The sequence below is a fragment of the Teichococcus aestuarii genome, from assembly GCF_003116135.1.
Taxonomy (GTDB): domain Bacteria; phylum Pseudomonadota; class Alphaproteobacteria; order Acetobacterales; family Acetobacteraceae; genus Pseudoroseomonas; species Pseudoroseomonas aestuarii.
This window is the reverse complement of sequence record NZ_PDOA01000027.1, coordinates 13,102-38,204: the sequence shown is the minus strand read 5'-3', so window position 1 is coordinate 38,204 and position 25,103 is coordinate 13,102. Positions and strand designations below refer to the sequence as shown.

General features: G+C 67.8%; 20 protein-coding genes and 4 pseudogenes. 16 read left to right on the top strand and 8 right to left on the bottom strand.

What is annotated here, in order from left to right; translation table 11 throughout:
• A pseudogene (locus tag CR165_RS22105) lies at positions 1-413 on the top strand (IS21 family transposase); the annotation flags it as partial.
• Positions 403-1,185, top strand: coding sequence for an IS21-like element helper ATPase IstB (gene istB, locus CR165_RS22100; RefSeq protein WP_109519077.1), 783 nt, complete (start codon positions 403-405; stop codon positions 1,183-1,185). The pseudogene CR165_RS22105 and the gene istB, both read left to right, overlap by 11 nt.
• Positions 1,186-1,541: 356 nt before the next feature.
• Here istB and CR165_RS25225 read toward each other — a convergent pair whose 3' ends face one another.
• A complete protein-coding gene (locus tag CR165_RS25225; protein WP_176559973.1) occupies positions 1,542-1,925 on the bottom strand; it encodes an HVO_A0114 family putative DNA-binding protein in 384 nt (127 codons plus the stop codon).
• Complete coding sequence (locus tag CR165_RS22090; RefSeq protein WP_099097439.1) at positions 1,922-2,209, bottom strand: toxin-antitoxin system TumE family protein; 288 nt, start codon at positions 2,207-2,209, stop codon at positions 1,922-1,924. Before CR165_RS22090 ends, CR165_RS25225 begins: the two co-directional genes overlap by 4 nt.
• A 775-nt stretch (positions 2,210-2,984) precedes the next feature.
• Between CR165_RS22090 and CR165_RS26070 the strand changes: the two genes are divergently transcribed.
• The gene (locus tag CR165_RS26070; RefSeq protein ID WP_367604294.1) at positions 2,985-3,479 is read left to right on the top strand and encodes a cold-shock protein; all 495 of its coding nucleotides are present in this window, start codon (positions 2,985-2,987) and stop codon (positions 3,477-3,479) included.
• Between the two features lie 267 nt (positions 3,480-3,746).
• On the top strand, positions 3,747-4,679 hold the full coding sequence (locus CR165_RS22080) for a replication protein RepA (protein ID WP_181378299.1): 933 nt from the start codon (positions 3,747-3,749) through the stop codon (positions 4,677-4,679).
• A gap of 202 nt (positions 4,680-4,881) precedes the next feature.
• Here CR165_RS22080 and CR165_RS22075 read toward each other — a convergent pair whose 3' ends face one another.
• On the bottom strand, positions 4,882-6,081 hold the full coding sequence (locus CR165_RS22075) for an IS256 family transposase (RefSeq protein ID WP_109519081.1): 1,200 nt from the start codon (positions 6,079-6,081) through the stop codon (positions 4,882-4,884).
• Positions 6,082-6,407: 326 nt separating this feature from the next.
• On the opposite strand from CR165_RS22075, the gene CR165_RS24685 reads away from it, so the two are divergent.
• Positions 6,408-6,647: a hypothetical protein gene (locus CR165_RS24685; protein ID WP_146201997.1), complete on the top strand. Its 240-nt coding sequence runs from the start codon at positions 6,408-6,410 to the stop codon at positions 6,645-6,647.
• An 87-nt stretch (positions 6,648-6,734) separates the two neighbouring features.
• On the opposite strand, the gene CR165_RS22070 is transcribed toward CR165_RS24685, so the two are convergent.
• Positions 6,735-6,983, bottom strand: coding sequence for a hypothetical protein (locus tag CR165_RS22070; RefSeq protein WP_146201996.1), 249 nt, complete (start codon positions 6,981-6,983; stop codon positions 6,735-6,737).
• Between the two features lie 341 nt (positions 6,984-7,324).
• Between CR165_RS22070 and parA the strand changes: the two genes are divergently transcribed.
• The 3 genes and pseudogenes from parA to CR165_RS22055 all read left to right on the top strand — a co-directional run bounded on the left by parA (position 7,325) and on the right by CR165_RS22055 (position 9,698).
• Positions 7,325-8,011 carry a ParA family partition ATPase gene (parA, locus tag CR165_RS22065; protein ID WP_109519073.1) on the top strand — a complete coding sequence of 229 codons (687 nt, stop codon included), beginning with the start codon at positions 7,325-7,327 and terminating at the stop codon, positions 8,009-8,011.
• Entirely contained in the window at positions 8,008-8,328 is a 321-nt protein-coding gene (locus CR165_RS22060; RefSeq protein ID WP_109519072.1) for a ribbon-helix-helix domain-containing protein, read from the top strand. The genes parA and CR165_RS22060 overlap by 4 nt, the downstream gene beginning before the upstream one ends.
• 293 nt (positions 8,329-8,621) lie before the next feature.
• Positions 8,622-9,698 (top strand): annotated as a pseudogene (locus tag CR165_RS22055) (IS5 family transposase).
• 204 nt (positions 9,699-9,902) lie between these two features.
• On the opposite strand, the gene CR165_RS22050 reads toward CR165_RS22055, so the two are convergent.
• Positions 9,903-10,535: a response regulator transcription factor gene (locus CR165_RS22050; protein ID WP_109519071.1), complete on the bottom strand. Its 633-nt coding sequence runs from the start codon at positions 10,533-10,535 to the stop codon at positions 9,903-9,905.
• Positions 10,528-13,065 carry an ATP-binding protein gene (locus CR165_RS22045; RefSeq protein ID WP_109519070.1) on the bottom strand — a complete coding sequence of 846 codons (2,538 nt, stop codon included), beginning with the start codon at positions 13,063-13,065 and terminating at the stop codon, positions 10,528-10,530. Before CR165_RS22045 ends, CR165_RS22050 begins: the two co-directional genes overlap by 8 nt.
• 206 nt (positions 13,066-13,271) lie before the next feature.
• Here CR165_RS22045 and CR165_RS22040 point away from each other — a divergent pair, with 206 nt between their 5' ends.
• The 4 genes from CR165_RS22040 to CR165_RS22025 all read left to right on the top strand — a co-directional run bounded on the left by CR165_RS22040 (position 13,272) and on the right by CR165_RS22025 (position 18,724).
• On the top strand, positions 13,272-14,225 hold the full coding sequence (locus CR165_RS22040; RefSeq protein ID WP_109519069.1) for a TAXI family TRAP transporter solute-binding subunit: 954 nt from the start codon (positions 13,272-13,274) through the stop codon (positions 14,223-14,225).
• A 12-nt stretch (positions 14,226-14,237) separates the two neighbouring features.
• Positions 14,238-16,181 (top strand): TRAP transporter permease, encoded by a 1,944-nt coding sequence (locus tag CR165_RS22035; RefSeq protein WP_245906690.1) that lies wholly within the window; start codon positions 14,238-14,240, stop codon positions 16,179-16,181.
• Positions 16,182-16,980: 799 nt separating this feature from the next.
• Positions 16,981-17,811 carry a Bug family tripartite tricarboxylate transporter substrate binding protein gene (locus CR165_RS22030; protein ID WP_181378298.1) on the top strand — a complete coding sequence of 277 codons (831 nt, stop codon included), beginning with the start codon at positions 16,981-16,983 and terminating at the stop codon, positions 17,809-17,811.
• 7 nt (positions 17,812-17,818) lie between these two features.
• The gene (locus CR165_RS22025) at positions 17,819-18,724 is read left to right on the top strand and encodes an amidohydrolase family protein (protein WP_109519067.1); all 906 of its coding nucleotides are present in this window, start codon (positions 17,819-17,821) and stop codon (positions 18,722-18,724) included.
• 15 nt (positions 18,725-18,739) lie between these two features.
• Here CR165_RS22025 and CR165_RS25810 read toward each other — a convergent pair.
• A pseudogene (locus CR165_RS25810) lies at positions 18,740-19,027 on the bottom strand (IS701 family transposase); the annotation flags it as partial.
• Between the two features lie 133 nt (positions 19,028-19,160).
• Positions 19,161-20,237, bottom strand: coding sequence for an IS5 family transposase (locus CR165_RS22015; protein WP_109519079.1), 1,077 nt, complete (start codon positions 20,235-20,237; stop codon positions 19,161-19,163).
• 134 nt (positions 20,238-20,371) lie between these two features.
• On the opposite strand from CR165_RS22015, the pseudogene CR165_RS26165 reads away from it, so the two are divergent.
• The 4 genes and pseudogenes from CR165_RS26165 (at position 20,372) to CR165_RS21995 (ending at position 25,050) form a co-directional block, all read left to right on the top strand.
• Positions 20,372-22,425: pseudogene (locus CR165_RS26165) on the top strand (TonB-dependent receptor).
• Positions 22,425-23,324: an ABC transporter substrate-binding protein gene (locus CR165_RS22005; RefSeq protein ID WP_109519065.1), complete on the top strand. Its 900-nt coding sequence runs from the start codon at positions 22,425-22,427 to the stop codon at positions 23,322-23,324. The pseudogene CR165_RS26165 and the gene CR165_RS22005 overlap by 1 nt, the downstream one beginning before the upstream one ends.
• The gene (locus tag CR165_RS22000) at positions 23,321-24,301 is read left to right on the top strand and encodes a FecCD family ABC transporter permease (protein ID WP_109519064.1); all 981 of its coding nucleotides are present in this window, start codon (positions 23,321-23,323) and stop codon (positions 24,299-24,301) included. The genes CR165_RS22005 and CR165_RS22000 overlap by 4 nt, the downstream gene beginning before the upstream one ends.
• The gene (locus CR165_RS21995) at positions 24,298-25,050 is read left to right on the top strand and encodes an ABC transporter ATP-binding protein (protein WP_109519063.1); all 753 of its coding nucleotides are present in this window, start codon (positions 24,298-24,300) and stop codon (positions 25,048-25,050) included. Before CR165_RS22000 ends, CR165_RS21995 begins: the two co-directional genes overlap by 4 nt.
• The last annotated feature ends 53 nt before the right edge of the window (positions 25,051-25,103 follow it).

Below are 25,103 nucleotides of genomic sequence, written 5' to 3'. Positions count from 1 at the left end.
ACGGGCAGGGCCGGACCGTCTACGACTGGCGCCACTACCTGGCCGTGGTCCAGCGCAAGCCCGGTGCCCTGCGCAACGGCGCGCCCTTCGCCGAACTGCCGGAGGCGTTCCGGCAGCTGCAGCGTCAACTGCACGGCAGGTCCGGCGGCGACCGGGAGATGGTGGAGATCCTTTCCCTGGTGCTGCAGCATGACGAGCAGGCTGTGCTGGTCGCCGTGGAGATGGCGCTGCAGGCCGGGGTCGCCAGCAAGACACACATCCTGAACCTGCTGCACCGGCTGACCGATGGCACAGCCCCCCAGGTGCCGCCGATCGAGGCGCCCCAGGCCCTCGTGCTGGCGCAGGAGCCCAAGGCCAACGTCGCCCGCTACGACAGCCTGCGCCCGAGGCAGGGAGGTCGCCATGCGTCATGACCCGGCGGCCGCCGCCATCACCATCATGCTGCGCAGCCTCAAGATGCACGGCATGGCACAGGCCGCAGCCGAACTCACCGAACAGGGCGCGCCTGCCTTCCAAAGCGCGATCCCCATCTTGTCGCAGCTGCTCAAGGCCGAGATCGCCGAGCGCGAGGTCCGCTCCATCGCCTACCAGCTCAAGGCCGCACGCTTCCCCACCTACAAGGATCTGACAGGCTTCGACTTCTCTGGTAGCCAGCTCAATGAAGCCCTGGTGCGCCAGCTTCACGCCGGTGCCTTCATGGATAGCGCCGACAACGTCGTACTGGTCGGTGGACCAGGTACCGGCAAAACCCATGTGGCCACCGCGCTCGGCGTTCAGGCGGTCGAGCATCACCGCAAGCGCGTGCGGTTCTTCTCCACGGTGGAGCTGGTCAACATGCTCGAGCAGGAGAAAGCCGCCGGGAAGGCCGGGCAGATCGCGGCCCGCCTGCTCCATGCCGACCTGCTGATCCTCGACGAACTGGGCTACCTGCCGTTCAGCGCCTCAGGCGGTGCCCTGCTGTTTCACCTGCTCAGCAAGCTCTACGAGCAGACCAGCGTCATCATCACCACCAACCTCAGTTTCAGTGAATGGGCGGCGATCTTCGGAGATGCCAAGATGACCACCGCGCTCCTCGACCGGCTCACCCACCACTGCCACATCCTGGAGACCGGCAACGACAGCTTCCGCTTCAGGAACAGCTCCGCCACCCAGGCCCATCGCGAAAGGAAACCACAGCCGACCTGACGAGATCTGAAAACCCCGCATCCACAACCCGGGTCAGATCCTCGTGGCAACCCCGGGTCAGGTCTCAGTGGCAATCAACACGCTAGGTTAATGGATGGCTGTAGCGAAGCCCTGATGAGGACAGGTGGCGGCTGTGGGGCAGCCAGGGGCAGATCTGAGGTGGCTTCGCTTGCCTCGGGAGTGGCTTCACTGGAACCATCCATCACGCTCATCTGGAAGCCCTCAAGCCTTTCGCTACGAACCTAGGATCTACTGGCAACAGCCAGCATCGACGCGGCTCACCTGAGGTGAGTGGTGTCGATGCTGGTGGAAACAATGTGAGCTGGTAGGCGCCAGCTTTGGCGCCTTTGCTGTCATCATGCAGCCTTAGCCGGTGCACTGAGGGAGAGCGCGAAGGCGATCTCATCATGCGGTGCCCGCAGCGCTGTGCCATCCCGCTCGATCAGCCCAATCTGCGCCAGAGCCGCAACATCGTCATGCACACGGCGATAGTCGCGGTCGATCGCTTCGGCCAGGGCCTTGGTGCTGCGCGCTGGATGCTGGTGCAGGTGACGGAGCAATTCCAGACGCTTGGGAGACAGTGCGCTGAGCAGCATCTCGAACGACTCGAACGTGACGTGGTCCTCGGCCTCGACCTCTTCCCCGCGGTTGTAGCGGGCGTCCGCCTCCAGCAGGCGCGCGAGGCTGTCATGATCAGCCCTCTGGCGATCGACCGCGAAATGAATGGTCACCTTGCTCATGCCTGGCTCCTTTCCTGCTCAACCTCGGCGCGGAAGTCGTCCAGAAGGGCAGCCAAGCCACGGAACTGATAAGGATGCTCCGCTCCGTGGTGGTGCCGATGATCGCCTTTGCCGCGCTCGTTGTCGTACCCGATGACCCTGGTTCCGTTCACCACGTAGACCAGTCGATACTTGTAGCCATGCTCGCTGGGAGGCACCGGCGACGGTACGCGCCAGATGACTTCCTCCCGGATCGCGCCGTCCGCGAACACTAGCTTCTCGGCGTGCAGGCGAATGGCATCCATGTGTCACTATGGCCTGTGATGCCATATGTTTCAAGGTGGCATAAGCTGCAGGAGTAGAAGATGCGGGTATGGCTGACACAGCTTGTACCGTCTGGTCCTGCGGTGACCGTTCGAGGAGGCCGATTTGGTTGCTAAAGCCGCCGGAAAAGGGCGTCCTGGTTCGCTAGGTCATCGCTAGCCTCTTCCGGCTGGCGCAGGCCGGCACCCGGGACAAGCAGAGAATGGTAGATGCTGGGACCACCAGGAACGCGGCGGTTTGCTACGCAGCGCCACCTCCCGCCTGATCGAGGCCGGTGGCCTCCAGGTGATCATGAACTTACCTGAGCGCTCTCCACTTCTCCTGGGGAAGTCCAGGCGCTTAGCGAAAAGTCAGACACGATAAATCTTATTTATCGTGCATAAAGCTGTGAGGTAGTTAATTGCCGCATTGCTGCGTCTCCGAACGTTCTTGACGTGCCAGGCTGCCGCAGGTCCACCGACCGACATCCAGGCCCGCATCAGTCAGGATGCTGCGGTTGGCCGACCCACTACCTCTCCAGCCCTTCGACGCAAGTCTATCGGCATCGATATGGTTAGGCAGATAGGCTACGATGAGACGATATCCGCCTCCCTGAGTTCACAGCCGAAAGTGCCTTCCATGTCACCTCCTCGGAACGACCGCCAGCGACCTTCCCGCCGCCGTGGCTTCGATGATGACGATTACTCCGGTCGTCCGAGCTTTCCTTCCCTACCAAGCTTTGGCGGCGCCTTTGCCACGCCCGAGCTGAGGGCCACGGTGAAGTGGTACAATGTCGAGAAGGGTTTCGGCTTCGTTGAACTGGCCGATGGATCGGGCGACGCCTTTCTCCATGCCAACACTCTGCAGGCTTCCGGCGTCCAGGCTGTCAGCCCCGGTGCGTCGATGCAGGTGCGGGTGGGGCAGGGACAGAAAGGGCTGCAAGTCGACCAAGTCCTGTCCCTGGACGAGAGCACGGCCAGCCCAGTGGCGCCGCAGCGTGACGCTTCCCACACTCGGCCGGCACGGCCACGGGAAGCGCGGCGGACCGTTGATCTGAGTTCCGCGGTTGAAATGATGGGCACTGTGAAGTGGTACAATCCCGACAAGGGGTTTGGCTTCATCAGCCCGCAGGATGGGGGCAAGGACGTCTTCGTTCATGCGACGGCCCTGGAGCGAGCGGGCGCCTCCATGCTCCAGGAAGGCCAGGTCGTCCGGATGCAAGTGGTGCAAGGCTCTAAGGGTCCGGAAGTCGGCCTGCTTCAGATCGGCTGATCCGAGCTGCGAGGACGGCACAGAATGGAGCCTCGCGCTCCGTGAAGGGCCGCCTCCCTTGAGGGGTGATAGCCACCGACCTGGGAAACTTTTCCAACAGGGAGTTAACCCCTCCCTCTTTGTTTCCGTGCGTCCGCGTTCGGGCGGTTGCTTCGCCAAATGCCTATGCCTCACTCTACGCTATCAAGTAGCTGCGCTATAACGATTCGGCCACGGCGCACCCCAGAACGCCTTGGCGGAAATCGGGGCAAAAGAGGGGTGGGTAGAATGACGGACGGCCTTAGCCTGCTCCAGAAGCGGTTGATGGAGGCCGCCGCTGACATTCGGGACGGCGAACCGGACGATATTGCCTATCAGCACTCCATCCTGTGCCAGACCTCTCTGCCTGCCGCGAAGCCACCGGAGGGTGTGCTGCGCTGGGAGAAGCGCCAGGGACGCGCCACGCTTCTGGTACAGGCTGGGGAGGTTCTGGACCCCAAGACGAGCCGCTATAGCCAGCTCCCGCTGCCCTACGGCCCGAAAGCGCGGCTGCTGCTGATGCACCTGAACGGGGAAGCAGTGCGGCGTCAGTCGCCCATCATCCCGGTAGAGGACAGCATGACCGCCTTTTTCCGGCGGCTGATGGGAAAGACGCAGGACGGGCGGCAGGTCCGCATGCTGAAGGCCCAGCTCTCCGCCTTGGCAGCCGCCACCTTCCGCATGGGCATCGTGAACGGCGATCATGCCCTGCAAGTCGATACGAAGGTGGTAGGAGCTTTCAATCTCTGGTTCGACAAGGACCAGAGCCAGCGAGTGCTATGGCCGTCCACTCTGAAGCTCAGCCTCGACTATTACGAGAGCCTGACCCGCCATGCCGTGCCGCTGGATGAGCGGGCGATATCAGCGCTCAGGGATTCCGCCTTGGCGCTGGATGTGTATTGCTGGCTGGCCCAGCGGCTCCACCGCATCCCCGAAAGCAAGCCGCAGTTCGTGCCGTGGGCGGCCCTGCATGAGCAGTTCGGGCTGGGATATGCCCAGATCAGGCAGTTTAGGGCCTTCTTCCTGCGCCAGTTGGCCGAGGTGAAGGCGGTTTACCCGGAGGCACGGCTGGAAACGGACGGCGGGGGCATAACCCTGACCCACTCGCAGCCGCCTGTCAGGAAGCTGCTGGTATCGGTGCCACGTGCAATCGGTGACGCTCCCGGCCCGGACCTCATCTGAGAGGCATCGGGCTGTGTGCAATCGGTGACGGGCCTCCAGAGCGATCCAGGATAGCTATTCCTATCCATGTGCAATCGGTGCCGCCACAAGTACAGCCTTGGCTGACCACAAGCCGATCACGTGCAATCGGTGACGGAGGGCAAGGGTCGTGTCCCACCGCGTGGTGTAGGAGCGGTGTTCCTCAGCGGACTGAGCCGCAGTGTCAGGCGGCCGCGGCAGGCAGGCTGACGGAGGCAGTATCGCTCACGGCGCCGATTGTCTCCAGGGTCATGTAGCGGGAGCGCTGGGTGGCCCATTCGTCGGACTGCTCGAGGAGCAGTGCCCCGACGAGCCTGGTGATGGCAGCCTCGTTGGGAAAGATGCCGACGACGTCGGTGCGACGCTTGATCTCGCCGTTGAGGCGCTCGATCGGATTGGTGCTGTGCAGCTTGGCCCTGTGTTCCCGGGGAAAGTCCATGAAGGCCAGCACGTCATCCTCGGCGGCGTCCATGAGGGCCGCGAGCTTCGGCACCTTGGGGCGGAGTTGGTCGGCGACGGTGCGCCACTGGGCGTGGGCCGCGGCGGCATCGGCCTCGGCATAGGCGGTGCCGATCCAGGCCGAGACGATGCGGCGCTGGGTCTTGCCCGCATGAGCGGCGGCGTTGCGGCCGAAATGCACGCGGCAGTGCTGCCAGGTGGACCTGAGCACCCTGGCCACCGCGGCCTTGAGGCCCATATGGGCGTCAGAGACGACCAGCCTGACGCCGCGCAGGCCGCGCCGGGCCAAGCCGCGCAGGAAGTCGGTCCAGAAGGTCTCCGCCTCGGAGGCGCCGACCGCCATGCCCAGCACCTCGCGGCGCCCGTCGCTGTTGACGCCGACCGCAATGGTGACGGCCACCGAGACGATGCGACCGGCCTCCCGCACCTTCACGTAGGTGGCATCCAGCCAGAGATAGGGCCAGTCGCCCTCGATCGGCCGGCCAAGGAAGTCCTGCACCCGGCCGTCGATCTCGGTGCAGAGCCGGGAGACTTGGCTCTTGGAGATGCCCTCCATCCCCATGGCCCGGACGAGGTCGTCCACCGAGCGGGTGGAGATGCCGCCGACATAAGCCTCCTGGATCACCGCCGTGAGCGCCTTCTCCGCCAGCCTCCTGGGCTCCAGGAAGGCCGGGAAGTAGCTGCCCTTCCTGAGTTTCGGAATTCGCAGCTCCACCGTCCCGGCCCGCGTTTGCCAGTCCCGCTCCCGATAGCCATTGCGCTGTACCAGCCGGTCCGGGGAGCGCGCACCATGCGCAGCGCCGGTTGCCTCGCCCACCTCCAGCTCCATCAGCCGCTGGGCGGCAAAGCCGATCATCTCCCGCAGGAAAGTGGCGTCAGAACCCTTCTCCAGCAGCTCGCGAAGGGCAATCCTCTCGTCGGTCATCATGGTCTCCAAGGTTCAGGTTCCAGGTCTCGACAACCCAACCTTACCGAGGAACACCATGATGGCCGCCCTCATCCAGACGGCCGCCTCCTACACCACGCGGTGGGACACGACCAGGGCAAGACGGGTGAATCACCCCCGTCGTCCACAGGTAATCGGTGACGGTTTGCACGTGTAATCGGTGACAAAGCCCGCGTGTAATCGGTGACACAAACCTATTATCTAGAACCTCTATCCTTCCTGTAGCTTTCACGGCAAAGCTGTGGACAACTGGACACCTCGAAGGACCCGCCCGGCGCAATCTCGAAGCCTTAGAGCGGTGCGGCTTGAGCGAGCGCATCCAGCTCCGCAAAGCACCGGGGCGCGGGCTTTACAAGCAGCAGGCGAAGGCCATTGCCTCACACGCCCGGATCCGCTCCGACATCGAGCATGTTTTCGCCGCGCAGGAGCACCGCATGGCGCTGTTCGTGCGTACCGTCGGCGTGGCAATCTGGCCTACAACTTCCGCTGCTTGGCCTAGCTCCGCGCCCGAACTGCGTCCGCATAAGCCCGTGGCCGCCGCGTAGAAGCGCGCCAAACGCCCCAAGCCAATTATCCAGCCTCATCAGCGGGGTGCGCGTCACGGCCTGAGGCAACGGTCCTGTTCACGAAAGCTACGCCCCAGCAGGTAGTTCAAAGTGCCCAATCGCCCTCCCCGCCTCTACTGGCCGCCTCACCAGCGTATCCGCTGCCGCTTCGCTCACCCCGCTCGTGACAGCGATCAGCCGCAGCGTTTTTTCATCCTCCGCTACCTCGACCCGTCCCCGTGCGACCATGGCCGCGTCCCGATCCGCCTCACAGAGCGTCAGCATCTCGATGCCCTGAAAGAACATATAGGCCCAATGCTCCAGCAGGTGTTCCATGCTGGCGAAGCGCAGCCGCTCGCTCCGGTCTCGCAGCAGGCAATGGGGAGCCGTCACCGGCTAGATAGGGGTGTGGCCCTGTCGGCCACTGGTTCAGGTTCCGCAGGTAGCCGATCACGTCCATGACGTCGCTCCGGTAAGGCTTTGATAGATCAGTATCTTTTGCCTACAGGCAAGCCATTAGCGCACTAGTGCACTAGTGCGCTATCGAACTGTTCCACTTTCATACAGGGGCACTAGCGGTCGAGTGAGATAGTGCGATAGAGAGCAATCCAGGGGTGCCTCTGGTTGGCTGATCGTTCAGAGAGCCAGTGCACTAGCCCACTAGGAGAAGAGCACACATGCGCACCATTGCACTTATCAGCCAGAAGGGTGGCGTAGGCAAAACTACGCTGGCCATCCATCTGGCCACCGCCTTTGAGACGGCAGGCAGTCAGACGCTGCTGGTCGATCTCGACCCCCAGACCTCCGCCGCCGAATGGAAGGACGCCCGCCAAGCCGAGCGACCCTATGTGATGGCGGTTCCTCCGTCTCGGCTGGGAAAGACACTGGAGGCTGCCAAGGAGCATGGGGCGGAGCTAGTGGTGCTGGATACCGCTCCGCATAGCGAGGGAACGGCACTGGATGCGGCACGGGCCGCCGATCTAATCTTGGTGCCGTGCCAGCCCTCGATCATGGATTTGCGGGCGATGCGGAAAACCGCCGACCTGCTGAACTACCTGAAGAAACCAACCTATGCCGTGCTGAACGAGGTGGCGGCGCAGGGTACGGTGGCCGACGAGGCAGCCAAAGCCATCACTGCGCAATTCGGGATGGCTGTTTGCCCGCTCCGGCTAGGCCAGCGGGTCGCCTTCAACCGCTGCCTGCTCGCCGGACAGACGGCGCAGGAATACGAGCCGGCGGGCAAAGCCGCGCAAGAGATTGATTCTCTTATGCAGTGGGTAAGTGCACAAGTAGGAATGTCTACTAGTGCACTAGTTAAGAAGTTAACTAAGGTGAAAGTGCCTAAGAAGGTTGAGGCGGCATGAGCAAGAAGCCTGTGGATTTCATGGCGGCGATGCGGAGCCATGAGGAAAGGGAAGGGGTGCAGCGTCACCCAAAGCCCACTTCGGTTCCTCCGCAAGCTCCGGCAGAGGCCGCACCGTCCGCCGCCCTGACTGGCCGCACCGTTCAGCGCTCGCGGATTGGCAAGGTATCCATTGGCGTCTGGGTAGACCCCGCCGTGCGGAAGCAGCTCGCCCAGATTGCGCTGGATACGGACAAGGATCAGGCCGACCTGATAGCCGAGGGCCTAAACCTGCTGTTTGAGCGCTACGGCAAGCCACCTATCGCGCCAGTTAGCTAGTGAGATAGTGCGATAGTTAGCAATGTTCACAAATTATTTTCACCTTTGCAATGATTGGCTGCCTGGTGGCCAACTACGGCAGACTGAAGCCCGTTGATCCCCTCGTATCGCTTCGGCTACGGGCTAGAGGTGCATTGCCGCTGCGGGTATGGCTTTCGGCAGGAGCTTCAGGACTTCGCCGCTCAGCGCCTGCTACCTGCCACCATGAAGCTCTATCAGGTGGACACTTCGAAATACCTCGCGCTCGCTGCGCTGATCTGATTCCCTGACTTCGGTCAGCGGAGGCAATGGTGATGGCGGGTAAGCCTGGCTTCTTCAATGTCGACGAGCGGTATGCCGCCCTCTCGGCGGCGGGCGACCCGCTGGAGCGCCTCTCAGCCGTGGTCGACTTCGAGATCTTCCGCCCCGTACTGGAGGCGGCGCTGAGGCGGTCGGACCGCAGCCGTGGTGGGCGCCCGCCCTACGATGCGGTGCTGATGTTCCGCGTCCTGGTGCTGCAGGCGCTCTACAGCCTCTCGGATGAGCAGGCAGAGTTCCAACTGCGGGACCGGTTGTCGTTCATGCGCTTCGCGGGTCTCGGCCTGCACCAGGCGGTGCCGGATGCCAAGACGATCTGGCTCTACCGCGAGCAGCTCAAGCAGGCGGGTGCCATCGAAGGGCTGTTCCGCCGCTTCGACGAGGTTCTGACCGCCAAGGGCCTCCTCGCCATGGGCGGGCAGATCATCGACGCCACGATCATCGCCGCGCCGCGCCAGAAGCTCACCCTGGAGGAGAAGGCCACGATCCGGGAGGGCGGCACGCCGGCGCATTGGTCGAAGGCCAAGCGGGCGCAAAAGGACCGGGATGCCCGCTGGACGCTCAAGCGCGGCAGGACCAAGCCCAAACCAGAAGGCACATAGCGCCAAGCCATCCAGATCGCGGTGCCGATCTTCGGCTACAAGAGCCATATCGGCATCGACCGGCGGCACGGGCTGATCCGCCGCTGGACGGTGACAGATGCGGCCCAGCATGATAGCCGCAGCTTTGCTGGCCTGCTCGATCCCGAGAACACCGCCAGCCGTGTCTGGGCCGACACCGCCTACCGCACGAAGCGCAATCTGAAAGTGCTGGAACGGCGCGGCCTGAGCGAGCGCATCCTGTTCCGCCGGCCGCCTCGGCGCCCACTCTCCGAACTGCAGGCGAAAGCCAATGCATCACGCGCCCGGATCCGCTCTGGCATCGAGCATGTCTTCGCCGCACAGAAGCACCGCATGGCGCTGTTCGTCCGCACCATCGGCCTGGCCCGGGCGCAGGTGAAGATCGGCATGGCCAACCTGGCGTACAACTTTGCCCGCCTTGCCTGGCTCAGCACCCGAACTGCGCCCGGATAGCCCGGCAGCTCCACAAAGAGCGGCGCCAGCGGCGCCAAGCCCATCATCCAGCTCCATCAGCAGGCTCGCGTCATGACCGGGCGCGACCATCAAGCTCCCAATGGTCATGCAGCGGCGGGTACTTCGAGGTCTCCAGTTGATCGAGACACCCCGCAAGCGGACGGTATCCCCGCAAACGGAGACCCTGCCTGGCACGCTCCGCGCTCAGCCCTCCTGCGCTGGTGCCGCGATACCCGCCACCAGCGCCAAGCGCACGGCCTCCGACACGCTGCGCGCGCCGAGCTTCTCCATGGCGTTGGCGCGGTGCACCTCGACCGTGCGCGGGCTGAGCTGCAGGTCGCGGGCGATCTCCTTGTTCTGCCGCCCCGCCACCAAGCCTCGCACTACCTCGCTCTCGCGCGGCGTCAACAGCGCCAGCCGCTCCGCCGCCTCCGCCGCTTCCCGCTGCTGGGCCTGGCGCTCGGCGCCGCCGGCGAGGGCCGCGCCGGCGGCGCGCAGCAGCGCCTCGCCGTCATAGGGCTTCTCGATAAAATCCACAGCGCCGAGCTTCATTGCCTGCACGGCCACCGGCACGTCGCCATGTGCGGTGATCACCACCACCGGCATGTCGATGCCGCGCGCCGCCGGCTCGCGCTGCACCGCGAGCCCGTCCATGCCGGGCATCCGCAGGTCGAGCAGCAGGCAGCCGAAGGGCAGGCCGGCGGCGGCGGCGGCCAGGAAACTCTCGCCGGACTCGAAGGCGGTGGCCTTGAAGCCGGCGGCGTCGAGCAGCATCACCACCGAGCGGCGCACAACCGCCTCGTCATCGACGACATAGGCGATGCGTTCCTCATCCATCGGACGTCTCTCCTGCTCTGGCGCCTTCCGGCGCGAGTGGCAGCGCCACGGTGAAGGTGGCGCCGCCGCCGGGGGTTTCTGTGACGGAGAGCCGGCCGCCATGCGTGCCCAGGATCGAGCGGCAGATCGACAGGCCGATCCCCATGCCCTCCGGCTTGGTGCTGACGAAAGGTTCGAACAGGCGCGGCGCCACCTCGGCGGCGATGCCGGGCCCGGTGTCGGCGACACGCAGCACCGCCTCCGCCCCTTCCCGCGCGGCGGTGACGCTGAGCCGGCGGCGCGGGCTCCCGCCCATCGCCTCCAGCGCGTTGCGCACCAGATTCACCACCACCTGCTGCACCTGCACCCGGTCGGCGGCGACGACGAGCGCCGCCGCCGCCTCCAACCGCAGCTCCAGCGCCACCCCCTGACGGCCGGAGCCGGTCATGGCCAGCCGCACCGCCTCCTCCACCAGCGGGCCGAGCACGACGGGCCTGCGGTCGGTCTCGCCGCGGCCGATGAAGCCGCGCAGGCGGCGGACGATGCGGCCGGCATGGATGGCCTGCTCGGTCGCCTCCGCCATTGCCTCCCGCGCGGCGGGCAGGGTGGGCGCGGCATCGTTCCCGGTGGCGCCCAGCAGGCGGCGCGCGGCGTCGGCGAAGTTGGCCACCGCCGTCAGCGGCTGGTTCAGCTCGTGCGCCAGCTCCGCCGCCAGCGCCCCCATGGCGCTGAGCCGCGAGACGTGCAGCAGTTCCTCCTGCAATTGCTGCGAGCGGGCCATGGCCTGCCGCCGTGCCGTGATGTCGCGCGAGACGGTGACGACGCCGCAGATGCGCCCGGCGCCGTCGCGCCAGGGCGTCTTGCTCGACAACAGCACCCGCGCGCCGCCATCGCCGTCGGGCAGCTCGGTCTCGATCACCTGCCCGCGGCCGCTGGCGGCCACGTCCGCATCCACCGCCCGCGTCGCCGCCAGGGGGGAGCCGGGCAGCAGCGCCTCCACTGTCCGCCCCACCGCTGCCGCGGCGCTGCTGCCAAGCAGCCGCGCCGCAGGCTCGTTCAGGATGACGAAACGGCCTTTCAGGTCGCAGGCGCTGATCGGCTCGATGCTGGCGTCGAGCACGGAGGCAAGCAGGTCGCGGTTCAGCCGCAGCGCCGCCTCCGCCTCGCGTAGGGCGGAGATGTCGTGGCTCGTCTCGACCACCGCCTGCGGTCCGCTCGCGGTCCCGCTGCGCAGCGCCCAGTGGCTGATGACGGTGATCTCGCTGCCGTCGCGCCGGCGCTGGCGCAGCTCGCCCTGCCATTCTCCGGTCCGCAGCAGTCGGTCCATGATCTGCTCCGGCGGCAGCGCGAAATGGGTTTCCAGCAGATCGTGCGCCATGTGGCCCAGCGCCTCCTCGCGCCGCCAGCCGTAGAGGTGCTCGCAGCCGGAGGTCCAGATGGTGATCCGCCCGCCCGGTTCGCGCACCAGCACCTGCGCCCGGTCCAGCGTCCGCAGCAGGTCCTCCGAGCGGCGCAGCCGCTCGCGTGCCTCGGTGCGGGCCTCCAGCAGCGCCCTGCCCACTGCGTCCACCTCGCGCACCGGCCCGGCGGGCCAGTGCTCCGGCAGGGCGGCGCCGCCGGCGAAGGCGGCGAGGCCCGCGATCGGACGGCTGATGCGCCGCGCGAAGAGCGAGGCGAGTCCCGCAACCAGCACCGCCAGCGCCAGCGCGAGGGCGAGCGCGCTCCAGAACAGGCGCCGCAGCGGCGCAGCGAAGGCGCTGGCCGGCATGAACACTGCCGCCGTCCAACCCGCGGTGGAGGAGCGGCTGAAGGCCATCACCACCGCCTCGCCATCGGCGTCGTGGCTCTCCCGCCAGCCCTGCGCCGCGCCGGGTGGGATGCGGAGCTCCGGCGCCACCTGACCGCCCACGAGGCGCGCCGCCTGGTGGCTGCGCGCCAGGATGTGGCCCCCGGCGTCGGTCACGCTGGCGGTCATGCTGCGCGGCACGGTCGCCGCCTGCACCGGCCCCTCCAAATGGGCGAGCGGCACGATCAGGCTCAGCCGGGCAGCCGCCCCGCCGAGGTTCGCGGGAGCGGTGATCACGAAGCTGGCCTGCCCACCGGGCCCGGCCAGCATGAGGCCCGAGACCGGCGCGTCCGGCGGGCCGCCGGGGATGGCGGCGCGTCCGGCGCCGGTGTCGGCCACCGGGCGGCCTCGTGCATCGTGCAGCGCGATCTCGGCGCCCGGCGGGCGCGGCACCTGCGCCGCGCGAGCGATGAAGGCGCCGACGTCGCCGGCCTGCAGGTGATCGGAGGTGGCGAGCACACGCAGCAGCGTCTGCAACGAGCTCAGCTCGCGGTCCAGCACCGCCGTCAGTCGCCAGGCCGCCTGCCGCGCGTCCATCTCGTGCCGCGCGCGCTCTGCGCTGGCCAAGTACAGCACCAGCACGCCGCCGATCGCCAGCATTGGCGCCAGCACGGCCAAGCAGAGCGCGGCCAGGTGCCAGGACAGCCGCCACCCCGCCGGCCGCTGGCCAAGCCCCGCCGCCGCGGCGCTCCCTTCTGCCGGCACGCGCCTCTCCCTTCCGCTCCGCCCGGCACCTTGCCGCGCGGGAACGCATCCTAGCGCGAGGCGGGGCGCGCCGCCGCCTACGTAATGCTACGCGGTAGGCCGGCGCCTCCGGGCGCGCCATCTCTCTCCCAAGGCTCGGCACGGTCGCGGCGGGGTTCCCGCGCTCGAGACGCCATAAACCGGGCCAGCAATGCAGGGAGAGAACGATGCGCAAGACCGCGATCCTGGGTATGGCCCTTGCCAGCGGCTTCGCCGCCAGCCTCGCCACGCCGGCCGGCGCCGAGCAACTCCGCTTCATGACCGGGCCGCAGGGCGGCTCCTGGATCCCGCTCGGCGGCGCGCTCAAGAACATCTGGGAGCACAACGTGCCGGACCTCTCGCTGCAGGTCGTGCCCGGCGCCGGCGTGATCAACGTGCGCGGCGTGGGCGAGGGCAAGGCGGGCATCGCCTTCGCCAACTCGATCAGCACGGTGGACGGCCTGCAGGGCCGCGCGCCCTTTCCCGGCAAGGTGAGCAACGTCTGCAACATCGGCTCGCTCTACCCGCAGTGGTTCCAGCTCGTGGTGCTGGGGGATTCCGGCATCTCGCGGGTGGAGGATCTGAAAGGCCGCTCCGTCGCGATCCAGCCGCGCGGCAACACCGCCGAGGTCATCACCCAGCAGCTCCTGAAGGTGGCGGGCCTGTCCTATGACGACATCAAGCCGAACTTCCAGACCGGCTACACCGACGCTGTCGGGCTGATGAAGGACGGGCATGCCCAGGCTTTCACCCTCGGCACCACCATCCCCGCCAGCGCGGTGATGGACCTCGCCTCGGCGCGCGAGATGCGGCTGCTCGACCTGTCCGCCTATTCGGCGGGCATGCAGAAGATCAACGAGGCCTATCGCCTTAACCCGCTGCCCGCCGGCACCTATCCGCAGCAGCAGGGCACGCCCTCCACCATCACCTACACGACGCACATCATCACCCAGTGCGACCGCGATGCCGACCAGGTCTACCGCATGACCAAGGCGATGTGGGAGAACGTCGGCACGCTGCGCAACGTGGTCGGCTCCATGAAGCAGGCCGACGTGAAGTTCGGCGCGCAGGACATCAGCGTGCCCATGCACGAGGGCGCCAAGCGCTATTATCGCGAGGCCAACGCCCTGGCGGCGAAGTAAGGCCGCGCGCCCGTGACCTACCAGCGCGCCGTCAACGGGCTGGCGGGCGCCATCGCTGCGGCGATGGCGCTCTACCACATGGGGGTGATCGCCTTCGCGCCGCCGGAGGCGATGATCTTCCGTGGCACGCACCTTCTCTTCGCGATCACCCTGGTCTTCCTGATCTATCCCCTGCGCACGGGGCGCGGCGCGTCCAATCCGGGGCCGGAGGATTGGGCGGTGGTGGCGCTGTCGCTCTGGGCGGTGGGCCGCCTGTTTGCGGACTACCAGTGGCTGGTGTTCCGCATGCCCTATATCGACGATCCGCGTCCGATGGACGTGGCGGGCGGCGTGCTGCTCGTGCTGCTGATCCTGGAAGCGACGCGGCGGGTGATCGGCTGGGCGCTGCCGGTGACGGCGGTGGCCTTTCTCACCTGGGCGTTCTTCTTCGGCGGCGCCACGCTCCTGTCGCTGGTGGACCAGCTCTACCTGACGACGGAAGGCATCTTCGGCTCCACCCTCGGCGTATCGGCCGGCTACGTGGTGATCTTCGTGCTGTTCGGCGCCTTCATGGAGCGCTCGGGCGTCGGGCGGCTGTTCATGGATTTCGCGCTGGCGCTGACCGGCCGCGCCACGGGCGGTCCAGGCAAAGTGGCGGTGGTCTCCTCCTCGCTGTTCGGCAGTGTCTCCGGCTCGGCGGTGGCCAACGTCATGGTCACCGGCCAGGTCACCATCCCGCTGATGAAGCGCAGCGGCTTCCGCGCCCCCTTCGCCGCCGGAGTCGAGGCGGTCTCCAGCACCGGCGGGCAGATCATGCCGCCGATCATGGGGGCGGCGGCCTTTGTCATGGCCGAGTTCCTGCAGGTCTCTTACCTCCAGGTGGTGACCTGGGCGGCGGGTCCGGCGCTGCTCTACTATGTCGCCACCTTTGCCGCGGTGCATTTCGAGGCGAAGCGCACCGGCCTGCACGGCCTGCCGGACGATGAGGTGCCGCGGCTGCGGCAGGTGGCGACAGAGGGCTGGCACCTGGCCATCCCGCTCATCATCATCATCGCCGGGCTGTTTGGCGGCTTCTCGGCGCCGCTCTCGGCGCTGGTGGCCACCCTGGCCTGCTTCCCGGCCGCCGCGCTGCGGCGGGGCACGCGGCACACGCTGAGCCTGGCCAACCTGGGCGGGGCCATGATGGACGGGGCGCGCAACACGCTCGGCATCGCCATGGCCTGCGCCTGCGCCGGCATCGTCATCGGCATCATCGGCCTGACGGGGGTGGGCATCACCTTCACCCAGATCGTCGTGGATGTCGCGCAGCAGAGCCTGCTTCTGGCACTGCTGATGACCATGGTGGCCGGCATCGTGCTCGGCATGGGCATGCCGACCACCCCGGCTTACATCGTCATGGTCGCGCTGCTGGTGCCGGCGCTGATCACGCTGGGCGTTGTGGAGCCGGCGGCGCACCTGTTCGCCTTTTACTTCGCCATCCTCTCGGCCATCACGCCGCCCGTGGCGTTGGCTGTGTTCGCCGCTGCCGGCCTCGCCAAATCCGACCTCTGGGCCTCCGGCATGGCGGCGGTGAAGATCGGCGCGGCGGGGTTCATCGTGCCGTTCATGTTCGTCTATCAGCCAGCCCTGCTGCTGATCGGCGATGCCGGCGCGATCGCCCTCGCGGTGGGCAGCGCCGTGGCGGGGGCGGTCCTGCTGGCAGCCTCGCTGCACGGCTACCTGCTGGCCCGCATGGCCCTTTGGCAGCGGGCGGCTGGGCTGACCGCTGCCTTCGCGCTGATTGTGCCGGGGCCGGTGACCGACACCATCGGCGTCCTCTGCGCCGCCGCGGTGGTGGTGGCGCAGATGCTGCAGCGCCGCGGCGGAGAACCCCGCGCGCTCGGTGGCCCGGCGCCAGGGAAGACGGTGCCAGGGAATACGACGCCGGGGAGCAAGGAGCCCATGGAAAGCAAGCCACTCTCCAGGGGCCTTGGGTGAAAGGGAGAGGGAGGCCGGCACCCCCTCCCCCTTTCTCGCAGCGGTGTTCAGGGCATCGAATGCCCTGTTGGGAGGCTTATACGGTTGCGGCAAGTCGAACCGCCCCTGGCTTTTCCCAGAGGCTGGTTGGCTTGGGTGGCGCGGCCAGGACTGGTGCATCCCCGCAGCCGGTGACACGCCTTGGCTCCAGCCAGTGGCCTGCTGCCGATTGACGCGAGAAGGCGGTGGTTGTTGAACCAGTCTACCCTCTCGAGGGTGGCGTATTCGACGGCTTCCAGCGAGCGGCGCGGGCCATGGCGGCCGTATTGCCGGGCCAGGCCCGTGTCCGCCGCCGTCAGCGCCGCGCCATCGTCCGAAGAAGCTGACGCCTGCCGCTGCGTCGGGCGATGCTGGCCCGCCACGCGGCAGGCGAAGCCTCGCTAATCCTTTGATTGTCGTTTCTAACCAGGAGACGGGCCGAAGCGACGTATCCTGGTACCAGAAGATTGAGGCGCCCGCATCAGCAACTTGCCAGCCAGCCTGTCTGCTCCAGCCGGCCCGGGCCAAGGAGCGTGCCGAAGGTCCAGGCCCCTGCCATGGATGGACATCACCCGCCGCTGCGATACTCTGTCAACAATAAACACAGGAGGGCTCCATGATACGGGACTTGGTGGTGAGGGCGGTCAGCCGACGTGCTGTGCTGTCCACGCCTGCATTGCTGCTTCCTGGAAGAGCTTTGGCCCAGGCAACAGCAGGCGACTGGCCCAACCGCACGGTGCGGGTGATCGTACCCTGGCCGCCAGGAGGAGGTGCCGACACGGTGGCCCGCATCCTGTTCACGCACCTCTCGGAGATGACGCGGGCGTCCTTCGTCATCGAGAACCGGCCAGGTGCCGCCGGCTCTATCGGCGCGGCCGTGGCGGCCCGTGCTGAGCCCGACGGCTATACGGTGCTGTATGACTCCACGCCGCTGACCATCAACCCCGCCCTCAACGCCAACATGCCATTCGATCTGTGGCGCAACCTGCAGCCGGTGTTCCTCTCCGCCGTGGTACCGAACCTGCTGATCGCCACCCCCTCCAGGCCGGTCCGCACCCTTCCCGAACTGATTGCCGCCGCCAGAGAAACGCCGGGAGGGCTGAACATCGGCTCCTCAGGAACCGGCTCGGCACAGCACATGGCGCTGGAGCTGTTCCGGCAGGCAGCAGGTATAGCGGCCAATCACGTACCTTATCGCGGCGGCGGGCCGCTGGCCAACGATGTGATTGGTGGACAGATCCATTACGGCTTTGCGAATGGGTCAGGTGCCACCGGCCACGCCAAGGCAGGGTCGGTCCGGGCTATCTGCCATACCGGCAGCGGCCGCCTGGCTTCCCTTCCGGATGTGCCGGCGATGTCCGAGACCCTGCCAGGAGTCGAGGCTTATGAGTGGAACGGTATCTTCATGCCCAAAGGCACACCGGATGCTGTTGTCGAGCAGCTCAGCACCGCGATGAACGCGGCTATCCGCGCGCCAGCCATTGCCAGCCGGCTCGCTGAACTGAATGTCGGCACGCGCCCCAACACACCAGACGACTTCAACACCTTCCTTCGCGCCGAATGGGACAAGTGGCATCGCGTTGTGCGTGAAGGCAACATCCGCATCGACTGAGGCTGCCATGACTATCCCCATTCCAGGCCCTGATCCCTACCCTGAGCCGGTCTCTCCTTCTCCGCCGGCAGGTGGGTGGGACTGCCACGCCCATGTTTTCGGTCCTGCAGACCGCTATCCGTTCGCCGATGGCCGCGGTTACACGCCGCCTGATGCACCACCTTCGCACTTCCTGCGGCATCTGGACGCCCTCGGCTTGGCCAAGGGCGTCGTTGTTCAGGCGAACGCGCATGGCTTTGACAACCGGGCCATGCTGGCGGCCCTGGAAGCGGCTCCCGAGCGGCTTCGAGGTGTTGCCATCACCCCAGCCAACACCGAGGCGGCGGTGCTGCGAGATTGGCACCGCCTTGGCGTACGCGGGCTACGCTTTCACCTGTTCCACCCCGATCACCAGCCCAATTACCGCCGCGGTGTCGGCTGGGATGCGGTGGAGGCCCTGCTTCCGATCATGCGCGAGCTTGGCTGGCACGCACAGTTCTGGGCCGACGCGCGGGCTTTGCCGGGGGAGGAGAGCCGTTTGGCACGGCTGGCATCTTCCGTGCCCGTGGTGCTCGACCATCTGGGAGAGACAGACGCGGCGGCTGGCATGGAAGCACCCGGCTTTCAGGCACTCCTGCGGCTGGTTCGGGACCATGGTGCCTGGGCGAAGCTTTCGGCGCCCTATCGCGTCTCACGCCAGGGGCCGGATTATCCCGATGCCAGACCATTGTATCAGGCGGTGCTCCGCGCTGCCCCTGACCGGATTGTCTGGGGCAGCGACTGGCCGCACCCGCAGATTCCCGTGGAACGGATGCCAAATGATGGCCGTCTGTTGAATCTTCTACTCGCCTGGATCCCGAACCCAGAGGACCGCGAGCGCGTGTTGCGGCACAATCCGGAGCGTCTCTACGGCCTCGGACTTGATCCTGGCTAGCACTACCTGGGCATTTTATGATGAGGTGATGGAAACCTCCGTCGGCAATGCGGACATCGGATCGGCGTGACGAGGTGGCTGAACAGCCGGTCGAGGATGGCGCGTCGCACGGCGGGCAGGCTCGGCGAGGGTGGCGGGCCCGGCATCGGGGTCCACATTTTCCCCCCGCCTCGTCCGGCGGTGCGTGGCGAGGCGGAGGTGCTGCAGATAGGCAAAGGCGATGCACGTTATCAGCGCGTGTCGGTGCAGGCCGGTCCATGACCGTCCCTCGAAGTGCCCCAGGCCGAGTTCCTGCTTCAGCTGGAGACCTCGAAGTACCCGCCGCTGCATGACCATTGGGAGCTTGATGGTCGCGCCCGGTCATGACGCGAGCCTGCTGATGGAGCTGGATGATGGGCTTGGCGCCGCTGGCGCCGCTCTTTGTGGAGCTGCCGGGCTATCCGGGCGCAGTTCGGGTGCTAAGCCAGGCAAGGCGGGCAAAGTTGTACGCCAGGTTGGCCATGCCGATCTTCACCTGCGCCCGCGCCAGGCCGATGGTGCGGACGAACAGCGCCATGCGGTGCTTCTGCGCGGCAAAGACATGCTCGATGCCGGAGCGGATCCGGGCGCGGGCGGCATTGGCCTTGGCCTGAAGCTCGGAGAGCCCGCGTCGCGGTGGGCGGCGGAACTGGATGCGCTCGCTCAGGCCACGCCGTTCCAGCACCTCCAGATTGCGCCTGGTGCGGTAGGCGGTGTCGGCCCAGACGCGGCTGGCGGTGTTTGCGGGATCGAGCAGGCCAGCAAAGCTGCGGCTGTCGTGCTGGGCGGCATCGGTCACCGTCCAGCGGCGGATCAGCCCGTGCCGCCGGTCGATGCCGATGTGGCTCTTGTAGCCGAAAATCGGCACCGCGATCTGGATGGTTTGGCGCTGTGTGCCTTCGGCTTTGGGCTTGGCTCTCCCACCCTTGAGCGTCCAGCGGGCATCCCGGTCCTTTTGCGCCCGCTTGGCCTTCGACCAATGCGCCGGTGTGCCGCCCTCCCGGATCGTGGCCTTCTCCTCCAGGGTGAGCTTCTGGCGCGGCGCGGCAATGATCGTGGCGTCGATGATCTGCCCGCCCATGGCGAGGAGGCCCTTGGCGGCCAGGACCTCGTCGAAGCGGCGGAACAGCCCTTCGATGGCACCCGCCTGCTTGAGCTGCTCGCGGTAGAGCCAGATCGTCTTGGCGTCCGGCACCGCCTGGTGCAGGCCGAGACCCGCGAAGCGCATGAACGACAACCGGTCCCGCAGCTGAAATTCTGCTTGCTCATCCGAAAGGCTGTAGAGCGCCTGCAGCACCAGGACGCGGAACATCAGCACGGCATCGTAGAGCGGGCGCCCACCGCGGCTGCGATCCGAACGCGCCAGCGCCGCCTCCAGTACGGGGCGGAAGATCTCGAAGTCGACCACGGCTGAGAGGCGCTCCAGCGGGTCGCCCGCCGCGGAGAGGGCGGCATACCGCTCGTCGACATTGAAGAAGCCAGGCTGACCCGCCATCACCATTGCCTCCACTGACCGAAGCCAGGGAATCAGATCAGCGCAGCGAGCGCGAGGTATTTCGAAGTGTCCTCCTGGCCGCCGCCCTCGCGGCAGCCAGCCCCGCCGCGGCGCAGGACGCCGCAGACACCGCGGTGCGCCTGCCCGAACTCGTGGTGACCGCCACGGGCCGCAAGGAGCTGCGCACGCAGCTCGCCGGCACCGTGCAGGTGATCGAGGAGAAGGAGATCCGCAACTCCACCGCGCGCAGCGTGACCGATCCTCTGGCCGAGCGCGCTGGCGGCTTCTTCAGCGAGTGGACCCGGGCGCAGACCAGCATCAACCTGCGCGGCGGCGCCACGGACGGCCAGGGGCGGGATTTCCGCAGCCAGGTGCTGGTGCTGGTCAACGGGCGGCGCGCTGGCACCGCCAACCTGTCCAAGCTCTCGCCCGCCGATGTGGCGCGCATCGAGATCGTGCGGGGTCCGGCCAGCGTCATCTATGGCAGCCAGGCCATGGGCGGCGTCATCAACCTGATCCTGCGCGACGGGCGCAACTCTCCCGGCGGCTTCGCTGAGCTCTCCGGCGGCTCCTGGGGGCTGGCGCGGGGTAGTGCCCGCTACGGCATCGACGTTGATGGCTACAGCGCCTATCTCGGTCTCTCCGGCACGCTGCGGGATGACTACCGCGTCGGCGGCGGCGCGCGGGAGGCCAATACGGATTACCGGCGCGGCGGCGTGACGGCGGCCTTCGGCCTGCCGCTCGGCGACAACAACCGCATCGACATCACCGCTCGCACCGACGGCATCTACGACGCCGGCTTCCGCGGCTCCGCCGGCAACCCGCAGAGCGAGGATGACCGCGTCAACGAATCCCTCGACATCGCCCTCACCGGCGCCTCGCCGGATGGCCGCTTCTCCTGGAATGCGCAGGGCTACGCGGTGCGCGACGTGGACACCTTCCGCTGGGCGTCGCCCGTCATCCGCTCCGGCAACAATCCGGCCCCCGGCACGCTGCTCGACTGGAACAAGTGGCGGCTGGAGATCGTCGGCACCCGGCTGCAGCCGCAGATGCGGCTGTGGGCCGGCGACGACCTGCTGCTGGGCTTCGACGCCGAGCATGCTACGCTGCGCTCCGACCGGTTCCGCATCGGTTTGCCGGGAGGACCGACGGGCCAGGTCGCGCCCTACGACAACAACGAGACCAACATGGTCTACGGCCTCTATGCCGAGGACGCGCAGCGCCTGTTCGACGAGCGGCTGACGCTGCGCGCCGGCATCCGCCAGAGCTGGGGCACCACGCTCTTCGACCCGACCCCGAACCTCGGCGGCTTCCGGGCGCGGGAGGCGGATTTCGACAGCACCACCTACTCGCTGGGTGCCAGCGTCCAGGCGCTGGACTGGCTGACCTTGCGCACCGGCTGGGCCACCGGCTTTCGCGCGCCCACGGCGACCGAGCTTGCCGCCGACTTCACCGCCGTCGGCGGTGGCCGCACCTTCGGCAATCCGGACCTGGAGCCCGAGCGCAACGAGCAGTGGAGGTCGGCGCCACCCTCACCGGACGTCTGGCGCAGCTCGATCTGGCACTGTTCCAGAACGTCATCCAGGACCGCATCACCACCCGCGCGCGGACCGGCACGGCCAATACCTCGGACTACGCCAACAATCCCGGCGACATGGTGGTGCGCGGGCTGGAGGCACAGTTCAGCACCGACCTGGCGCGGCTGTCCGGCCTCGCACCCGGCTGGCGCTGGCGCGCCTTCGCCAACGGCGCCTGGAACTTCGACATGGTCGATCGTGCCAAGACTGGCAGCAACACCCGCAATGCCGAGCGCATGTACCGCTACCAGGCGAGCATCGGCACCGTGTTCGGCGGCCAGGATTGGGACATCGGTGCCACGGGTATCCTGCGCGGCCCGATGTTCTACAACACGGAGGAGAACCTGCTGATCCCGCAGGCCGAGCCGAACCGGGACTTTGTCCACCGCAAGGCGCCCTTCTGGGTGGTCAACCTCCGCGGCAACTACAAGATGCGTGAGAACATCACCCTGTTCGGCGTGGTCAACAACCTTCTCGACGTCAACGAGAGCCCGATCTTCATCGCGACCGACGAGCGGCCCTACAAGCTGGATCTGCGCTTCTCCAACGGAGGCTACGGCACCTCCATGCCGGGGCGCGAGTTCATCGCCGGGCTGCAGATCACCTTCTGATGCGGCTCACGCGCCGCGCCATCCTGGCCGCACCGCTCTTCTCGGCCGCGGGCAGGGCCCAGGCCATGCCGGGTTGGCCGCGTCATGTGGAGGACGCGCTGGGGCGCGGCGTGTTTCTGCCCGCGCCGCCGCAGCGCATCGTCGCCATCTTCGCGTCCAACGTGGAACTGCTGGCCGCGCTGGGCATGGTGCCGCGCATCGTCGGCATCGAGGCCTACACGCGCTTCCCGCCGGAGGTGGTGGGCAAGCCGCTGGTCGGCGGGCGGCTCGGCTTCTCGGCGGAGGCGATCGCCCGGCTCGGCGCCGATCTGGTGGTGATGACGCCAGCCCGTCAGGCCGCGGGCACGCTGCTCGACCCTCTCGGCCGCGCCGGCATCCCGGTCCTAGTGGTGGAGCACCGGGACGTGCCGCAGGTCTTCGCCAACATCGCCCTGCTGGCCGAGGCGACCGGCACGGAGGCGGAGGCGGCGGTACTGCTCGAGGGACTGCGCGCCCGGCTCGCGGCCGTGGCGGCCCGGCTGGCCGGACGGACCCGACCCCGGGTCTATTTGGAGGTCTCCTCCACCGGGCGCGGCGTGTTCGGCATCCCGCGTCCCGACAGCTACACGGCCGATGCGGTGCGGCTGGCCGGCGGCGCGCTGGCTTTTCCAGTGCTCCATGGACCGGCGCAGGTTTCCGGCGAGGCGGTGCTACGCGCGGAACCGGATGTCATCCTGCTCGCCGGCACGGCCGCGCAGGCGGAGGCCCTGACCCGGCGGCCCGGTTGGGAAGGCCTGCGGGCGGTGCGGGAGGGGCGGGTCCATGCTGTTCCCCGCGCCTTGCTGCTGATCCCTGGTCCGCGCGTGGTGGAGGGGGTGGAGCACCTGGCTCCCTTGCTGCACAGGCACGCCTTCGCGTGAGGCCGGCGCTGCTGCTCGGCGGGCTGCTGCTGGCATGCCTCGCCGTGGGCGTGCTGCTGGGCGGCGAGATCCTGCGACCCGATGAGCTGCTGTCGGTGCTCTCCGAGCCGGAGGCACCACTGTCCCGCATCATCCTCACCTGGCGGGTGCCGCGCGTCCTGGCGGCAGGCTGCGTGGGCGCGCTGCTGGGGTTGGGCGGCGCGGTGTTCCAGGGGGTGTTCCGCAACCCGTTGGCGGAGCCCTACCTGTTGGGCAGCGCCGGCGGCGCGGCGGTGGGCGCCACCATCGGCCTCCTGGCGCCGCTGCCGATCTCGTCGGCCCTGGCCCTGCCGCTGCTGGCCTTTCTCGGCGCCTGGGGCGCCACGGCGCTGGTGCTCGGCGTGGCGCGGCTGGCCGGGTTGGTGGCAGTGCCGAGCCTGCTGCTGGCCGGGGTGGCGGTCGCCGCCGTGCTGGGCGCGCTGCGCTCCTTTCTGATGCTCGCCCTGTCCGAGGAAACGGTCAGCCTGCAGGCCGTGCTCGCCTGGACGCTGGGCGGCATCCAGACGCCCTCCTGGCCCGAGTTGGGGCTGCTGGCGCTGCTGGTAGCCGCTGGCCTGGGCGCTGCCCTGCCGCTGGCGCGCGGGCTCGACCGGCTGGGGCTGGGTGAGGCCGTGGCGGAAAGCCTCGGCCTGCCGGTGCGTGCCTTCATCCGCCGGGCTGTGCTGGTGGGGGCGCTGGTGGTCGCCATCTCGGTGGTCTGGGGCGGGCTGGTGGGTTTCGTCGGGCTGATGGCGCCGCGTCTGGCGCGCTGGTGGCTTGGCACCAGGCATCGTCGCCTGCTGCCTGCCGCCGCCGCGATCGGTGCCGCCCTGGCCATGCTGGCCGACGGCATCGCCCGCGCGGCTCTGCCGCCGGCCGAGATCCCGCTCGGCCTTGTCACGGCCCTGATCGGCGGGCCGTTCTTTCTGTTGGTGCTGATGCGTGAGGCGCGGCGATGAGCCAGCCCCTGCTGCGGGCCGAGGGTCTCTGCTGGGATGCAGGTGGACGCCGGCTGGTGGAGGCGGTGTCGCTCGCCCTGCACCCGGGTGAGATGGTGGGGCTGCTCGGCCCCAACGGCGCGGGAAAGAGCAGCCTGATCCGGCTGCTGGCCGGGCTGACAACACCGACGGCCGGCCGGGTCCTGCTGCAAGGACGCCCGCTGGCGGATTGGCCGATGCCGCTGCGGGCCCGGCGCATCGGCTACCTGCCGCAGAGCTTCGCGCCGCACTGGGATGTCACGCTGGCCGAGCTGCTGCGTCTTGGCGCCGGGCGCGGCGACACGGCGGCGCCCGCGGATCTGCGTTCCCTCGCCGCGCGCTACGGGCTGGAAGAGCGGCTGGCGCAGCGCTGGTCCAGCCTGTCGGGGGGTGAGCGCGGGCGGGCGCTGCTCGCCACGGTGCTGGCTGCGGAGCCGCCGCTGCTGCTGGCGGACGAGCCGGGAGCGGCGCTGGATGTTGCCCAGCAGTGGCGGATGATGGCCCTACTGCGCGCCCGCCCGAAGCGCTGCGCGGCGCTGGTGGTGCTCCACGACCTCAACCTCGCGGCGCGCTGGTGCGACCTGGTGCTGGTTCTGGATGCCGGGCGCCTGGTCATGGCCGGCCACCCATCCGATGTGCTGCGGGATCCGCGGCTCGACGCGATCTACGGCATGAGCTTCGGGCGGGTGATGGAGGCGGGATACCTGCGCCTCTGGCCGCAGGAGGTGTAGAGGACATCCGCTGGCTCGGTTCCATCGAACAAGGAGCAGGATGCAGGAGCTCA

Bases quoted from the DNA above. Each gene is read 5' to 3' on its own strand.
- CR165_RS22070 (WP_146201996.1), bottom strand. From the start codon at position 6,983: ATGGAACACCTGCTGGAGCATTGGGCCTATATGTTCTTTCAGGGCATC.
- CR165_RS22005 (WP_109519065.1), top strand. From the start codon at position 22,425: ATGCGGCTCACGCGCCGCGCCATCCTGGCCGCACCGCTCTTCTCGGCC.
- CR165_RS22050 (WP_109519071.1), bottom strand. From the start codon at position 10,535: ATGGATGAGGAACGCATCGCCTATGTCGTCGATGACGAGGCGGTTGTG.
- CR165_RS22080 (WP_181378299.1), top strand. From the start codon at position 3,747: ATGACGGACGGCCTTAGCCTGCTCCAGAAGCGGTTGATGGAGGCCGCC.
- CR165_RS22025 (WP_109519067.1), top strand. From the start codon at position 17,819: ATGACTATCCCCATTCCAGGCCCTGATCCCTACCCTGAGCCGGTCTCT.
- CR165_RS22040 (WP_109519069.1), top strand. From the start codon at position 13,272: ATGCGCAAGACCGCGATCCTGGGTATGGCCCTTGCCAGCGGCTTCGCC.
- CR165_RS22090 (WP_099097439.1), bottom strand. From the start codon at position 2,209: ATGGATGCCATTCGCCTGCACGCCGAGAAGCTAGTGTTCGCGGACGGC.
- CR165_RS22015 (WP_109519079.1), bottom strand. From the start codon at position 20,237: ATGGCGGGTCAGCCTGGCTTCTTCAATGTCGACGAGCGGTATGCCGCC.
- CR165_RS21995 (WP_109519063.1), top strand. From the start codon at position 24,298: ATGAGCCAGCCCCTGCTGCGGGCCGAGGGTCTCTGCTGGGATGCAGGT.
- CR165_RS22060 (WP_109519072.1), top strand. From the start codon at position 8,008: ATGAGCAAGAAGCCTGTGGATTTCATGGCGGCGATGCGGAGCCATGAG.
- CR165_RS22075 (WP_109519081.1), bottom strand. From the start codon at position 6,081: ATGACCGACGAGAGGATTGCCCTTCGCGAGCTGCTGGAGAAGGGTTCT.
- CR165_RS25225 (WP_176559973.1), bottom strand. From the start codon at position 1,925: ATGAGCAAGGTGACCATTCATTTCGCGGTCGATCGCCAGAGGGCTGAT.
- istB (WP_109519077.1), top strand. From the start codon at position 403: ATGCGTCATGACCCGGCGGCCGCCGCCATCACCATCATGCTGCGCAGC.
- parA (WP_109519073.1), top strand. From the start codon at position 7,325: ATGCGCACCATTGCACTTATCAGCCAGAAGGGTGGCGTAGGCAAAACT.